12 protein-coding genes and 1 pseudogene are annotated in these 15,057 nt (G+C 72.0%); 8 read left to right on the forward strand and 5 right to left on the reverse strand.

What is annotated here, in order from left to right:
• Both IO33_RS0102965 and IO33_RS0102970 read right to left on the reverse strand, forming a co-directional pair.
• Positions 1-192: a DUF397 domain-containing protein gene (locus IO33_RS0102965; RefSeq protein WP_031159786.1), complete on the reverse strand. Its 192-nt coding sequence runs from the start codon at positions 190-192 to the stop codon at positions 1-3.
• An 8-nt stretch (positions 193-200) separates the two neighbouring features.
• A complete protein-coding gene (locus IO33_RS0102970; RefSeq protein WP_031159787.1) occupies positions 201-1,037 on the reverse strand; it encodes a helix-turn-helix domain-containing protein in 837 nt (278 codons plus the stop codon).
• A gap of 204 nt (positions 1,038-1,241) precedes the next feature.
• On the opposite strand from IO33_RS0102970, the gene IO33_RS0102975 reads away from it, so the two are divergent.
• Positions 1,242-1,652 carry an ATP-binding protein gene (locus IO33_RS0102975; protein WP_031159788.1) on the forward strand — a complete coding sequence of 137 codons (411 nt, stop codon included), beginning with the start codon at positions 1,242-1,244 and terminating at the stop codon, positions 1,650-1,652.
• Between the two features lie 32 nt (positions 1,653-1,684).
• A pseudogene (locus IO33_RS43655) lies at positions 1,685-2,169 on the forward strand (hypothetical protein); the annotation flags it as partial.
• Positions 2,170-2,223: 54 nt separating this feature from the next.
• On the opposite strand, the gene IO33_RS46860 reads toward IO33_RS43655, so the two are convergent.
• A complete protein-coding gene (locus IO33_RS46860) occupies positions 2,224-2,400 on the reverse strand; it encodes a hypothetical protein (protein ID WP_342448258.1) in 177 nt (58 codons plus the stop codon).
• Between the two features lie 293 nt (positions 2,401-2,693).
• Here IO33_RS46860 and IO33_RS0102990 point away from each other — a divergent pair, with 293 nt between their 5' ends.
• From IO33_RS0102990 to IO33_RS0103015, 6 genes are all read left to right on the forward strand, one after another.
• The gene (locus IO33_RS0102990) at positions 2,694-3,617 is read left to right on the forward strand and encodes a serine hydrolase (RefSeq protein WP_031159791.1); all 924 of its coding nucleotides are present in this window, start codon (positions 2,694-2,696) and stop codon (positions 3,615-3,617) included.
• Positions 3,618-3,680: 63 nt separating this feature from the next.
• A complete protein-coding gene (locus tag IO33_RS0102995; RefSeq protein ID WP_031159794.1) occupies positions 3,681-4,724 on the forward strand; it encodes an esterase-like activity of phytase family protein in 1,044 nt (347 codons plus the stop codon).
• Between the two features lie 60 nt (positions 4,725-4,784).
• Positions 4,785-8,555 (forward strand): ABC transporter ATP-binding protein, encoded by a 3,771-nt coding sequence (locus IO33_RS0103000; protein WP_031159796.1) that lies wholly within the window; start codon positions 4,785-4,787, stop codon positions 8,553-8,555.
• A gap of 124 nt (positions 8,556-8,679) precedes the next feature.
• Positions 8,680-9,075, forward strand: coding sequence for a hypothetical protein (locus IO33_RS0103005; protein WP_031159799.1), 396 nt, complete (start codon positions 8,680-8,682; stop codon positions 9,073-9,075).
• Positions 9,076-9,464: 389 nt separating this feature from the next.
• Positions 9,465-11,396 carry a glycoside hydrolase family 3 protein gene (locus IO33_RS0103010; RefSeq protein WP_078963252.1) on the forward strand — a complete coding sequence of 644 codons (1,932 nt, stop codon included), beginning with the start codon at positions 9,465-9,467 and terminating at the stop codon, positions 11,394-11,396.
• Between the two features lie 112 nt (positions 11,397-11,508).
• Complete coding sequence (locus IO33_RS0103015; protein ID WP_031159803.1) at positions 11,509-12,117, forward strand: hypothetical protein; 609 nt, start codon at positions 11,509-11,511, stop codon at positions 12,115-12,117.
• A 67-nt stretch (positions 12,118-12,184) separates the two neighbouring features.
• Here the strand turns inward: IO33_RS0103015 and IO33_RS0103020 are convergent, their stop codons facing one another.
• Both IO33_RS0103020 and IO33_RS0103025 read right to left on the reverse strand, forming a co-directional pair.
• Positions 12,185-13,603, reverse strand: a complete 1,419-nt coding sequence (locus IO33_RS0103020) for an alpha/beta hydrolase family protein (protein WP_031159805.1) — start codon at positions 13,601-13,603, stop codon at positions 12,185-12,187.
• Between the two features lie 178 nt (positions 13,604-13,781).
• Positions 13,782-15,011: an MFS transporter gene (locus IO33_RS0103025; protein WP_031159808.1), complete on the reverse strand. Its 1,230-nt coding sequence runs from the start codon at positions 15,009-15,011 to the stop codon at positions 13,782-13,784.
• Positions 15,012-15,057: the final 46 nt, after the last annotated feature.

The following is a 15,057-nucleotide window of genomic DNA, read 5'->3' on the forward strand; positions in this document are numbered from 1 at the left end:
CTACTCCGCCGTGGCGGAGCTCTCCTTCAACGCTTCCAGGAAGCGGCCGAAGGCGCCGTCGGGGAAGGTGAGGGTGGCTCGGGCGGGGGCTTTCGAATCACGGACGGCTATGTGGGTGGGGGTGGCCGCGATCTCCACGCACTCGTTGCCGTCGCCCGGCCCCGAATAGGACGACTTCCGCCAGTTGCCCATGTGGTTCCTCACAGCTCTTTGGTCAGCTTGTGGATGAAGTCACGCGACTGTTCGGGCGCGAGTGACACGGCCTCCACCTTACGGAAGCTCGTTCGATACGTGTTGAGCTGTGCCTCGGAGTCGATGAACGCTGAGCCGTGCAATGCGTCCCGGACTACGGTGTCCAGCTTGGGAACGGGGCCGCCCACGTACGTCATCGTGCTGGAGGCACTGGCGAAGCCGTCCAGGTCAAAGGGAATGACGCGCAGGCTGATGTGTTCTGCCTCGGAGAGCTCGACGAGGCGGGCGAGTTGGGCCCTCGCGACGGCACGATCGCTGACTCGGATCCGAAGTGCCGACTCATGGATCACCGCTTCGTACGGGAGAGTGAACTTCTGGCGCGCCCTTCGATGCTGAATGCGCAACTCAAGTTCCTCTCTGGTCAGTTCCGGCAGCCTGGACGAGAAGACGGCACGCGAGTAGTCCTCCGTCTGCAGCAGGCCCGGCACATACAGGATCGCTACGTGGCGCAGGAACTTGGCGTGGTGCTCCAGCTCGGACAGGTCCAGGAACGAAGTGGGCAGCAGACCCCGGTATTCCTCCCACCAGCCGCATGTCCGATCGACGGCCATCGCGACCAGGGAATTGACGAACTCGTCGTCGGTGCAGGCGTAGTGCGAGGCGAGGCGGCGGATTCGCTGCTCGCTGACACCTGCGAGTGCGGACTCGATATGTGTGATCTGGGCCGGGTTCACGCCGAGCAGCGCTGCTGCCTGCCGTGAATTGAGCCCGGCAGCCTCGCGGAGTCTGCGCAGTTCCGTTGCCAGCCGCAGCTGGCGTGCCGTTGGTTCGCGCCTCTTCACCATCGACTGCGCCTCCTGACACGCCAGCAGAGAACGACCCGTTCGGTGTCAGATTACGCGATCGGCTTGTCCCGTCCCTAGATTTAGACCTACCGTCGGTGACGCAACGCACACGCAGCGGAAGCGCACCGCTCCGTCCTGTCATGACGGCTGCGGCAATGCCACCGCGCGCCCAAATCCCCTGCTTCTTCCCGGAGTTGATGACGCATGCCCGAAAACGAGTGCTGGGACTACACCCTCTACATCCCCAACGACCTCAGAGCCGTCACGGTGTGCCGCCGCACCCTGCGTCTGATCCTCACCCTGCACGGGTTCATCGGGATCGCGGACACGGCGGAGCTGCTGGCGGCGGAGTTGGTGTCGAACGCGGTACGGCATACGAAGGGTCCGGCCGCGCTCAGGGTCCGCCGCACCCCGGAGGGCATGGTGTGGATCGGGGCGTGGGACACGGACCCCGCGCCGCCGGATCCCCCGCGCCCGCTGGAGCAGGTCGCGGAACTGGAGGACGGGCGCGGGCTGGGACTGGTGAGGGCGTGCGCGGAGTACTGGGGGTGGCAGCCGACGGCCCGCTTCGGGGGCCGGGGCAAGTACGTGTGGTGCGAACTCGCGACGGCCTAGCTCGTTGATCACCGCGACGGAAAGGAGAACACGCGACCGCCAGATGGGCCTCGCGCCCGATCCGGTTCGGCTTCCGTGACTGGCACTCGCTGACGGTGCGTCCGTTGGTGCTGGGCCCGGACAACGTGCCGATGATCACGGACGAGCGGCAGGCCGAACGTGACGTCCCGCCGCCCTGCGGACCATCGACCCCGACAGCGCCGCAGTCTTCGTGCAGTTTGTCGACTCGTGCCTGGCCGACCCCCAGGCGAAGCAGATGTGGAGGGACCTGATGACGGCGATCCAGTACTTCTGGCGACACCCGCTGGCGGAACAGGTACGTCAGGAAGGCCGAGAACAAGGCCGTATCGAGGATCGCCAGGAGATGATCCTGCGCATCTTGACGTGGCGCGAGGTCCCGGTCCCCGACACCGCTCGCGAGCGGGTCGAGGCCTGCACGGATCTCGCTCAGCTTGAGGTCTGGGCCCAGAGAGCCGTGCGCGCCAAGGATGCGACGGAGCTGTTCGACGCGGAGTAGGCCCGGCGCGCCAAGGGTCGGCCGGGTCCTTGGCGCGCCGCGTGGACGCTCGGCTCAGCTCGCGTCCGACGGGTCCAGCCGGTAGAGCGTGGACTGGCTGGTGGAGGAGGAAGAGGACGAGCTCGGTGTCTTGCTGTACGCGCTCTCCTTCACCGCCGTCCCGTGCTGCTTCACCCACGCCGTGACCTCGGAGCTGACGCTGTCGCCGCCACCGCCGGGGCCGCCCGTCATGCCGCCGCCATTCCGCCACCGGGGCCGCCGAGGCCGCCGCCGCTCCGGCCGGACGTGGCGCCGCCCGCGCCACCGGCCGCTCCCGTACCGCCGGGTGGCGGGCGTCGGGGGTCGCCGGCGGAGGTGCGGCAGTTGAGGGGGTTTGTCCCGGAGTGTCGGCACGCGCCACCGCCACCCGCCGGTCGCCTTGAACTCCCGTCCTGGGAACATGCGTACAACTTCCGGCGGTTCCGGCGAGTCAACCCCGCAGGCGCAGGCGTGCGCCCACACGACGTTCCCAGGGGGACCTTCTCATGACCCACCGCATGACCCGACGCGTCAAAGTGCTGGCGGCAGCCCTCGGCGCCGGCGTGCTCATACCCATCGCGGCCACCGCCGTCCCGGCCGCCGCGACCACACCCGCCGTCAGCTGTACGTCCGCCAAGGCGGGTCTGGCCGACAAGCTGCAGAAGGACATCACGGCCGCCCTCGCGGGCCGTCACGGCACGGTCGCCGTCGGCCTGTACGACCGCAGCACCAGCACCACCTGCACCCTGCGCGCCACCAGCTCCTACGACTCGGCCAGCACCGTCAAGGTCACCGTGCTCGCCACGCTGCTGTGGGACGCCAAGAAGCACGACCGGTACCTGACCGACCGTGAGACCTCGCTCGCCAAGGCCATGATCACCCAGTCGGACAACGACGCGACGACCGCGCTGTGGAAGCAGCTGGGCATGACGAAGATCAACGGCTTCCTGGCCGCCGCCGGGATGACCAAGACCGTGCCCGGCACCGGCGGTTACTGGGGTCTGACCCAGGAGAACGTCACGGACGAGCAGAAGCTGCTGAAGCTCGTCACCGCCAAGAACAGCGTGCTGACCGACAACGCCCGGGCCTACATCCTCAAGCTGATGGGCCAGGTCGTCTCCGGCCAGCGCTGGGGCACTCCGGCCGGCGCGCCCTCCACGGTCTCCGTGCACGTCAAGAACGGCTGGCTGCAGCGCGCGACGCACGGCTGGCGGGTGCACAGCCTCGGCACCTTCAACGGCGCCGGCCACGACTACATGATCTCGGTGCTGACGCAGGACAACAGCACCATGGACTACGGCGTCACCACCATCCAGAACGTCGCCAAGGCCATCCACAAGGACCTTGTGCCGACCACGCCCGGCACGGCGGTGTACATCCCGACCAGCAAGCCGACCGAGGCCTTCGTCGCGGTGCCGCCGCAGGGCTGACGCGACCGACGCTTCACGAGGGGGTCTCCCGCGCGTCACCGGCCGGCCCTACGGTGACCGACCATGCGCCCGAGAAACGTACTTGCCACCCTCACCGCCGGCCTGGCGGCGGCCGCCTGTCTGACCGCCGCCGGGCCGGCCGCCGCCAACGGGGCCACGAGCCACGCCTGTTCGTCCACCGTGTCGATCGACCGCTTCTCCGACGCGCTCGACAAGACGACCTACGAGGGCACCTTCGTCGGCAACCTCTCCGCCCTCGCGGTGGACCGGGACGGATCGCTCGCGGCCCTGGCGGACCGCTCGTCCCTGTTCGGCCTGGACGCCGGGACCCTCCAGCCGAGGGCGGCCGTCCACCTCGCCGACGAGAAGGGCACCGACCTCGACTCCGAGGGCCTGGCCGTCGACCGCGACGGCACCCGCCTCGTCACCTCCGAGACCGAGCCGTCCGTACGCCGCTACTCCGGCGACGGCAGACTCCTCGACCGGCTCCCCGTCCCGTCCTCCCTGCAGGTCGCCCCGGCCGGCCGGGCCACGGGCAACCAGACGTTCGAGGGCCTGACCCTGCTGCCCGGCGGCCGCACCCTGCTGGCCTCCATGGAGGACGCGATCTCGGGTGACGCCACCGGGATCGTCCGCTTCCAGACCTGGACCCGCCACCACGGCCGGTTCCGCCTCGCGGCCCAGTACGGCTACCGCACCGACACCGGCCTCGGCGTCCCCGAGGTGCAGGCCACCCCCGACGGCCGCCTGCTCGTCCTGGAGCGCGGCTTCACCGCCGGGGTCGGCAACACCGTCCGCCTCTACCTGGCCGACCTCCGGCACGCGACGGACACCAGCGGCATCGAGAACCTGACCGGCCCGCCGGAGGTCCACCTGATCAGGAAGACCCTGCTGGCCGACATCGCCGACTGCCCGAGCCTCGGCGCCACGGCCAGGCAGCCCCAGCCGAATCCCCTGCTGGACAACATCGAGGGCATGACGATCACGGGCCGTGACCGCGCCGGCAGCCTGAAGGTGCTGCTGGTGAGCGACGACAACCAGAACGCGGCACAGACGACCCGCTTCTACCGCCTGCGGGTACGCGTGCCCATTGTTGCGGAGGGATGAAATCCGCATCGTTCGGCGTTGGTGCCTTCCGGCAGACCAGGTCTAGAGGGAGGCACCCGCGTGGCAGCGCAACGGGGATGGGCACGACGGCTGGCGGAATACGCCTGGCGCTATCCCGGGGACGTGATGCTCGCCCTCGGCTCGTCCCTCGCCGGCATGGCGGTCATGGCCGTGGTGCCCCTGATCACCAAGGTGATCATCGACGACGTCATCGGCACCCGCACGCGCTCCATGGCGCCCTGGGCCGGCGCCCTCATCGCCGCCGCCGCCCTCGTCTACGTCTTCGCCTACGTCCGCCGCTACTACGGCGGCCGGCTCGCCCTCGGCGTCCAGCACGACCTGCGGACCGAGATGTACGGCACGATCACCCGCCTCGACGGCCGCCGCCAGGACGAGCTGTCCACGGGGCAGGTGGTCGGCCGGGCCACCAGCGACCTGCAGCTGATCCAGGGCCTGCTCTTCATGCTCCCGATGACCCTCGGGAACGTGCTGCTCTTCCTGATCTCCCTGGTGATCATGGCCTGGCTGTCGCTGCCGCTGACCCTGGTCGCCCTCGCGGTGGCACCGGCCCTGTACGGGATCGCCAAGCGCAGCCGCAGCAAGCTCCACCCGGCCACCTGGTACGCCCAGGCCCAGGCCGCCGCCGTCGCGGGCGTGGTCGACGGCGCCGTCAGCGGCGTACGCGTGGTGAAGGGATTCGGGCAGGAGGAGCAGGAGACCGGCAAGCTCAGGGAGGTCGGCCACCGGCTCTTCGCCGGGCGGCTGCGCACGATCCGGCTGAACAGCAGGTACACCCCCGCCCTGCAGGCCGTCCCCGCCCTCGGCCAGGTCGCCATGCTGGCCCTCGGCGGCTGGCTGGCCGTGCGCGGGCACATCACGCTCGGCACGTTCGTCGCCTTCTCCAGCTACCTCGCCCAGCTCGTCGGTCCGGTCCGCATGCTCGCGGTGGTCCTCACCGTCGGCCAGCAGGCCCGAGCCGGCACCGAACGCGTCCTGGAGCTGATCGACACCGAGCCGACCCTGCGGGGCGGCACGAAGACCCTCCCGGCCGACGCGCCCGCGACCGTCGAGTTCGACGACGTGTCCTTCGGCTACGACCACCAGCGTCCGGTCCTCGAAGGGCTCAGCTTCGAGATACGGCCCGGCGAGACCCTGGCCGTCGTCGGCTCCTCCGGCTCCGGCAAGTCCACCCTCTCCCTGCTGCTCCCGCGCTTCTACGACGTCACCCACGGTGCCGTCCTGATCGGCGGCCACGACGTCCGCGAGCTGACCCTGGACTCGCTCCGGGCCGCGATCGGGCTGGTCCCGGAGGACTCGTTCCTCTTCTCCGACACCGTCCGAGCCAACATCGCCTACGGCCGCCCGGACGCCACCCGGGAGGAGATCGAGGCTGCCGCCCGCGCCGCCCAGGCGGACCGTTTCATCGCCGAGCTTCCCGAGGGCTACGACACCACGGTCGGCGAGCAGGGCCTGACCCTCTCCGGCGGCCAGCGCCAGCGCATCGCGCTCGCCCGCGCCCTGCTCACCGACCCGCGCCTGCTGGTCCTGGACGACGCCACCTCGGCCGTGGACGCCCAGGTCGAGCACGAGATCCACGAGGCGCTGAAGCAGGTGATGGAGGGCCGTACGGCCCGCCCGTCGCCCGACCACCACCCCTCAACGAGCGCTGACGCGCGCACCACCTTGTTGATCGCGCACCGCCGCTCCACCCTCAACCTCGCCGACCGCATCGCCGTGCTCGACGGCGGCCGGCTCGCCGACCTCGGCACGCACGAGGAGCTCCAGCAGCGGTCGGCGCTGTACCGGCGGCTGCTCACCGACCCGGACGGGCTGGGCGGGGTCTCGCCGGGCCACGCCGAGCCCGCCCTGCCGCGCGAGGACACCTTCGTCCGCGAGGAGCTGGACGCCGAGTTCGACGCGGAGCGGGGTGTGACCCCCCGGCTGTGGACCGGCGACCGCGGGCCCAAGGACCAGGCGCTGACCGGCACCCCGGTCACCCCGGAACTCCTCGCGCAGGTGGAGGCGCTGCCGCCGGCCACCGACACCCCGGACGTCGACGAGGCCCGGGCGGTGCGCCGCGAGGACTCCTACGGCCTGCGCCGCCTGCTGCACGGCTTCGGCACGCCCCTCCTGTTCAGCCTGCTGCTGGTCGCCGTGGACGCGGGCGCGGGCCTGCTGCTGCCGGTGCTGATCCGGCACGGCATCGACGCGGGCGTGTCGAAGAGGGCCCTCGGTGCCGTCTGGGCGGCCTCGCTGCTGGCCCTGGGGACCGTCCTCGTCCAGTGGGTCGCGCAGACCGGCGAGACCCGGATGACCGGCCGGACCGGCGAGCGGGTGCTCTACGCGCTGCGGCTGAAGATCTTCGCGCAGCTCCAGCGGCTCGGGCTCGACTACTACGAGCGCGAGCTGACCGGCCGGATCATGACCCGGATGACGACGGACGTCGACGCCCTGTCGACGTTCCTGCAGACCGGCCTGGTCACCGCGTTCGTCTCTGTCGTCACGTTCTTCGGCATCATGGTCGTCCTGCTGGTGATCGACGTCCAGCTCGCCCTCGTCGTCTTCGCCACGCTGCCCCCGCTGGTCGTCGCGACCTTCTTCTTCCGCCGGGCGAGCGTGAAGGCGTACGAACTCGCCCGGGAACGCGTCTCGTCGGTCAACGCCGACCTGCAGGAGTCGGTCGCCGGCCTGCGGATCGTGCAGGCCTTCGGGCGCGAGCGGGACGGCAGGCGGCGGTTCACCGAGCGCAGCGAGAGCTACCGGCGCGCCCGCATCCGCGGCCAGTGGCTGATATCGGTCTACTTCCCGTTCGTCCAGCTGCTGTCCGCGGTGGCCGCGGCGAGCGTGCTGATCGCCGGCGCGCACCGGATCGAGGCGGCCACGCTGACGACCGGCGCCCTGGTGGCGTACCTGCTCTACATCGACCTGTTCTTCGCGCCGGTCCAGCAGCTCTCCCAGGTCTTCGACGGCTACCAGCAGGCCACGGTGTCCCTGGGCCGCATCCAGGAGCTGCTGCGGGAGCCGACGTCCACGAAGGCGGCGGACGAGCCCCTGGAGGTGCTGTCGCTGCGCGGGGACATCGCCTTCGAGGGGGTGCACTTCGCGTACGGCGACGGTGAGGAGGCGCTGACCGGCATCGACCTGACGATCCCCGCCGGGCAGACGGTGGCCTTCGTCGGCGAGACCGGCGCCGGCAAGTCGACTCTCGTCAAGCTGGTCGCGCGCTTCTACGACCCCACCGCGGGGCGGGTCACGGTCGACGGCACGGATCTGCGCGCCCTGGACCTGACCTCGTACCGGCACCGCCTCGGGGTCGTCCCGCAGGAGGCCTACCTCTTCCCGGGCACGATCCGCGACGCCATCGCCTACGGCCGTCCCGGCGCCACCGACGCCGAGGTGGAGGCGGCGGCACGGGCGGTCGGCGCACACGACATGATCGCCACGCTGGAGGGCGGCTATCTGCACGAGGTCGCCGAGCGCGGCCGCAACCTCTCGGCCGGCCAGCGCCAGCTGATCGCGCTCGCCCGCGCCGAACTGGTCGACCCCGACATCCTGCTCCTGGACGAGGCCACGGCCGCCCTGGACCTGGCCACGGAGGCCCAGGTCAACCAGGCCACCGACCGTCTGGCGGGACGCCGTACGACGCTGGTGGTCGCCCACCGCCTCACCACGGCGGCCAAGGCGGACCGGGTGGTGCTGATGGACCACGGCCGGGTCGCGGAAGACGGCACGCACGACGAACTCCTCGCCCGCGACGGCCGGTACGCCGTGCTGTGGCGGACCTTCACCGGCCGCCCCGAACCGGAGGAGCCGGTCACCGCCTCCCGCTGAGGCCGCTGTGCGGACCCTGTCGACGCGTGCCGCTGACGGTCGTGCAACCATCCGACATACGTCGTGCGTCCGTACATCAGTACGGCATCCGGGGGTGTGCGACCGCGTGAGGGGGAGGACGACAGTGGACAGTGGTGGGATACGCCGGCGCCTGGCGCTCGGTGCGGCGGTGCTGGCCGCGACCGGAGTGCTCGGCCTCGTGACCTCCGGCACCGCCGAGGCGAGCACGGTCGGCGGCTGTGCCGGGCGCGAGGTGCGGACCCTGCCGTTCAGCAGCGGGGTCACGCACGTCTACAAGCGGGACGGCTATGTCTGCGCCGTCACCGTCGCGCGGCACCCCGGCTCGACGCAGACGATGTCCGTCAGCGTCCAGGTCCGCGGCGGCCGGCCGGTCGTCGACAAGGGCCGCTACCAGCACCTCGCGGGCCCGGTGACGGTCCACGCCGGCCGTCGCTGTGTGTGGGTCAAGGGCTCGGTGGGGTCGCACGGGTCGGCCAACTCGGGCTGGATCCTGTGCTGACGGTCCGCCCGGTCACCCCGTGTGCCGCAGCCGGGCGAACGTCTCGGGGAGCTGCGGGAACGTCGTGCGGACGCAGCCGGGGCCGTCGGCCCTGACCCCGGCGCCGGGGCGCACGTGCCGGGCTGGATCTCGCGGCGCGGGACGCCGGCCCCGGCGAGCGCGGGCACGGCCGCGCGAGGGCGGTCCGGCCGTCCGCCGGGACGCGAAGTCCATGAAACCGGGACACCGGGCGGCGGGGAACCGGCCCCGTCCCGCGCCCGTCCAAAGGGCCGGGCTGCCGGACGAGCCTCCGTGGTGCGGTGTCGGCCCGTACGCCTGGCGGCGAGCGCCGACTCACCCTCTCCGCCGCATCCGGCCGACAGCCCGTCGCCATCGGCGCGCCCCCCTCAATGCGCCGGTGGCGGCCTCTTCTCCGGTTACTGTGCTTTCCCTTGACGGAAAGAAACCTCCCGGATATTGGTGACCTCTCGGAAGTTTCCTTCAGCGGTTCTCCTCTGGAAGGAGCGCACGTGTCCGACACCAGCAGACCGTCCAGACGCGCCGTCCTCGCCGCCACCGCGGGCCTCACCGCCGCGCTGACCGTACCGACGGCCGCCCGCGCCGCCGCACCCGGCGAGGACCGCCGGCTGCGCCCCCTGATCTCCCGGATGACGCTGCGGGAGAAGGTCGGCCAGCTCTTCGTGATGCGGGTCTACGGCCACTCCGCCACCGCCCCCGACCAGGCCGACATCGACGCCAACCTCAAGGAGATCGGCGTCCGCACGGCCGCCGAGCTGATCGCGAAGTACCGCGTCGGCGGGATCATCTACTTCACCTGGGCCCACAACACCCGCGACCCGTACCAGATCGCGGACCTCTCCGCCGGCATCCAGCAGGCCTCCCTGGACCAGCCGCGCGGCCTGCCGGTGCTCATCGCCACCGACCAGGAGCACGGCGCGGTCTGCCGGGTCGGCAAGCCCGCGACCCTCTTCCCCGGCGCGATGGCCATCGGTGCCGGCCGCTCCCGTACCGACGCGCGCACCCTCGGCCGGATCTCCGGCGCCGAGCTGCGCGCGATGGGCATCAACCAGGACTACTCCCCGGACGCCGACGTCAACGTCAACCCGGCCAACCCGATCATCGGCGTACGGTCGTTCGGCGCCGACCCGGAGGCGGTCGCCGCACTGGTGGCGGCCGAGGTGAAGGGCTATCAGGAGTCCCGGGTCGCGGCCACCGCCAAGCACTTCCCGGGCCACGGCGACACCGCCGTCGACAGCCACACCGGCTTCCCCGTCATCACGCACAGCCGGGAGCTGTGGGAGAGGCTGGACGCCGTTCCGTTCCGGGACGCGATCGCCGCCGGCATCGACTCCATCATGACCGCGCACATCCAGTTCCCGGCGCTGGACGACTCCGGCGACCCGGCCACCCTCTCCCCACGGATCCTCAGCGGCATCCTGCGGGACGAACTCGGCTACGACGGGGTCGTGATCACCGACTCCCTCGGCATGGAGGGCGTCCGCACCAAGTACGGCGACGACCGGGTGCCGGTGCTCGCGCTGAAGGCCGGCGTCGACCAGCTGCTCAACCCGCCCTCCCTCGACGTGGCCTGGAACGCCGTACTGCAGGCCGTCCAGGACGGCGAGCTCACCGAGTCCCGCCTGGATGAATCGATCCTGCGCATCCTGCGCCTGAAGGCCCGGCTCGGCCTGCTCGACGACCCGCACACCGACCGGACCCGCATCGAGCACACGGTGGGCACCAAGGCGCACCTGGCCACCGCCGACAAGATCGCCGAGCGGACCACCACCCTGCTGGTCAACGAGGACCGCACCCTGCCCCTCGACAGCCGCACCGCGCCCCGCCTCCTGGTCGTCGGCGCGGACCCGGACTCCCCCTCCGGCACCACCGGCCCGCCCACCGGCGTGCTGGCGGCCGCCCTCACCGAACTGGGCTTCACCGCCACGGCCCTGTCCACCGGCACCTCCCCCTCCGCCGCGACCATCGCCAAGGCGGTCACGGCCGCGCAGGACGCGGACGCGGTGATCGTGGCGACGTACAACGTGACGCCGGGCAGTGCCCAGCAGACGCTGGTGGAACACCTGCTGACCGCCGGCAGCCCGCTGGTGGCCCTCGCCGTCCGCAACCCCTACGACGTGGCCCAGCTCCCCGCCGTGAAGGCCTGCCTGGCGTCCTACGGCTGGACGGACGTCGAAGTGCGGGCCGCCGCACGGGTGATCGCCGGACACGTGGCGCCGCGCGGCAGGCTGCCGGTGCCGGTGCAGCGGGCCGACGACCCCACGCAGGTGCTGTACCCGATCGGGCACGGGCTGACGTACTAGCCGTACGCCACACACCGGGCGCAATACCCCCCATGGGCGGAAACCCTCCCGAATGTCTGGCGTGGCCGCGCTGCCAAGGGTCACGCTGGACCGGGGTGTCAGGGGGGTTGCCATGCGTGGGAAGGGTGCCGCAGGACTCGCGTGCCTGCTGCTGGCCGCGCTGCTGACCGGCTGCCGGGGCCAGGCGGGCACCCCCGTCGGCGACGCCCGCCCCACCCCGGCCACGACCAGCGGCTACGGCGCCGAGTTCCTCGCGGTCGGCGGGTGCAGCTCCTTCGGCACGACCAGCTTCACCGAGGTGCCCTGCACGAGCGAGCGGGCGGCGGCCAGGGTCGTCGCCCGCTACGACGGCGTGGCCGCCGACGGCCCCTCGTGCCCGGCGACGACCGACTTCGTGCTGCACATCAGCGCCCGGGCCGCGACCGGCGACGAGGACGGGGACGGCGCCGTCGCCCAGGGATACGCGTGCATGCGCGACCTGGAGCCCCCGCATCCGGGCGACCCCGGCGGCGGGGGCGGCCCGCGCACGATCCCCGGCGACTGCGTGTACGCCTCCGGTGCGGGCCAGGTCCGCGAGACGCCCTGCGACGGCTCGGGCGGACACCGGCCCCAGTACCGGATCACCAGGGCGACCGCGGAGCGGGACGACTGCCCGGCCTCGACGGTGCTGTACGTCGAGCTGGGCGGGAGCAGGCCGGTGGGCTGCGCCCGGCGGGTGTGAACGACCCGGGGCCGCGACCGCGCAACCCGGCGGTGCCGAACGCACCGTCGCCGGGGCCCGCCCCCGCCTACGGCCGCAGCGCGGGCTCGCGCTCGGGATCCCGGCCGTCCAGCTGGGCGTCGTACGCGGCCAACGGCTTCGCCCGGGCGGCGTCGGCCGGGGATACGCCGGCCCACCGCAGGATGCGCTCGGTGGCGAGGGACTTCTGGTCCGGCACCAGGCCCGCCACATTCGCGCCGTGGTTCATGCCGGGCGCCGTGAAGACGTAGGAGTCCCGCGCGCCCGAGCCGAGCCGGAACCGCTCCGCACCCCAGGGGTCGTTCTGGCCGTACACGTAGAGCATGTGCGCCGCATGGCGGCGGACCCACGTGTCCACGTCCCGCATCGCGTGCGGCTGGAACCGCATCGGGACGGAGCGCGGCACGAGGGCGCGCGGCGGCTGGTAGCCGTAGCGGATCAGCTTCCGCTCGATGTACGGGAAGTGGATGGTCGGCGAGCCGAGCTGGGTGCCCGCCTGGTAGTAGTACGGCGTGAACTGCGCGAGGCCCTGGTCGGTGTAGGCGGAGAAGCCGGAGATGGTGTCGACCGACTTCCAGATCTCCTCGTCGCTCGCCGTGGCCGCGTCCGCCGGGACCGTGTCGCAGTCCTTCAGGAGGCTGTACTGCCAGAAGCCCCACACATAGTCGAGGACGACCGCCTCGTAGGCCTTGTCCAGCCCGCCGATGGTGTCGAAGGAGTACCCCTTGTCGGCGGCGTACCGCGCGTACCGCTTCTCCAGCGGACCCCGGCGCACCAGCGCCTCGCGCTGCACGGCGTTCAGCCGGTCCCGGCACGCCTTGGTGCCGACGGTGGTGAAGAAGCGGTCGTAGGCCGAGTCCTCGTTGTCGACGACGTCGTTCGGGGCGACGTAGGCGACGACCCCGTCCATGTCACGTGGGTAGAAACGCTCGTAGTACGTCGCCGTCATCCCGCCCTTGGAGGCGCCGGTGGCGAGCCAGCGGCCGCCGTAGACCGGCTTCAGCGCCTCGAACACGCGGTGCTGGTCGCTGGCCGCCTGCCAGATGTCGAGCTTGGACCAGTCGGCCGGGTCGGGGCGGGACGGGGTGAAGAAGCGGTACTCCAGGGAGACCTGGTTGCCGTCCACGATCTGCGTGGGCTCGCGGCGCGAGGGGGTCGTGGAGACGTTGTAGCCGCTGGTGTAGAAGACCGTCGGGCGGCTGGTGTCCTTGTGCAGGACGGTGATCCGCTGCTGGAAGGTGCCGCGGTCCGGGTGGCGGTGGTCGACCGGCTGGGTGTAGTTCAGGACGAAGTAGCGGTAGCCGGGGTACGGCTTCTCCTCGATCAGGCTCATGCCCGGTATGGACAGCAGCCGGTCCCTGATGTCGGTGGGCCCGGACCGTGCGGCGGTGGCCGCGCCGGCCGCCGTGCCGCTCAGCGTTCCCAGGAACACCGCGAGCGCCAGCAGCCATCTGAGCGCCTTGTGCATGCGCACTCTCCCCTGTGTGACTGTTGTGAGACACATGTGCGCCGGAAGCTATCGGAGCAACTGGTGGCGCACCAGAGGGATTTGAGCGCACACGGGCGGGCGCCGGCGTTCGCGGGGCGCTCGGCGCGAGCTCGCTCGGACGCCGTCGTCCCGCCGGGCGGCGCGGCGCTTCAGGGGCTCAGTCCGCCGGCACCGCGGCGCCGTCCCGCAGCTCGGGTGTCGTCGCGGCGACCGCCGCCACCGCCAGCAGGCACAGCAGACCGCCGGAGATCAGGGAGGTCGCCCCGGTGGTCCAGCCCGCGACCAGGCCGCCGCGCACGTTGCCGAGGCTGGGACCCGCCTGGCCGACGATCTGCTCGGCCGCCGTGACCCGGCCGAGCAGCGCGTCCGGGGTGCGGGTCTGCACGATCGTGGTCCGGGAGACGACCGAGACGGCGTCCCCGGCGCCCGCGACGACGAGCAGGGCGAGACCGGCCCACGGGTCGCTCGTCAGCCCGAACACGACCAGCGCGGCACCCCAGACGGCCGCCGCGCCCAGCATGACCGGACCCGGCCGGCCGAGCCGGGTCACGGCGCCCGACAGGGCCGTCGCCGCGATGCCGCCCACCGCCAGAGCCGACAGGAACAGGCCGAGGGTGCGCGGGTCGTTGCCGAACCGTTCGGCGTTGACCAGCGGGAACAGGCTGACCGGGAAGGACAGTACGGTCGCGGCGAGGTCGGTGATCAGCGCGCCGCGCACCACCCGGTGGCCGGCCAGGAACCGCAGCCCGTCCAGCACCCCGTGCAGGCCCGCCCGCGACGGCTCGCCCTGCGGCGGCAGCGCGGGCAGCCCGAAGGCCCCGTGGAAGGCGAGGCCGAAGCTGAGGGCGTCCAGCAGGTAGCAGGTGCCGATGCCGAGCCGGCCCAGCAGCACGCCGGCCAGCGCGGGGCCGAGGAGCATCATCGACTGGCCGGTGATCTGGTTGAGGGCCAGCCCGGCGGCCACCTGGTCCCTGGGCAGCAGCCGCGGCACGAAGACCCCGGCCGCCGGGGCGCCGAGCGCGCCGAACGCCGCCTGCACGGCGACCAGCGCGAGTACGGCCGGCACCGGGACGTGCCCGGTGAACCCCTGCACGGCCAGCAGCAGGGAACAGGCCGCCTGCCCGACGGTCGCCGCCAGATAGACGCGCCGCCGGTCCGCCCGGTCCACCCAGGCCCCCGCGAACAGGCCGAACACCACCAGCGGCAGCGCCTGCGCGAGCCCGACCGCGCCGGTCCACGCCGTGCTGCGGGTGACGTCCCACACCTGGAACATGACCGTCACCATGGTCATGAACCCGCCCAGAGTGGACACGGTCCGCCCGATCAGCAGCCGCCGGAAGGCGGGCGAGGTGCGGAGCGGACGTGTGTCGATGAACGGCTGGATCACCGGGGGAGGCTAACCAGGCACCCCCACCCCGGCCACCGAATTAACC

This window comes from Streptomyces durhamensis, assembly GCF_000725475.1.
Lineage (GTDB): Bacteria > Actinomycetota > Actinomycetes > Streptomycetales > Streptomycetaceae > Streptomyces > Streptomyces filipinensis.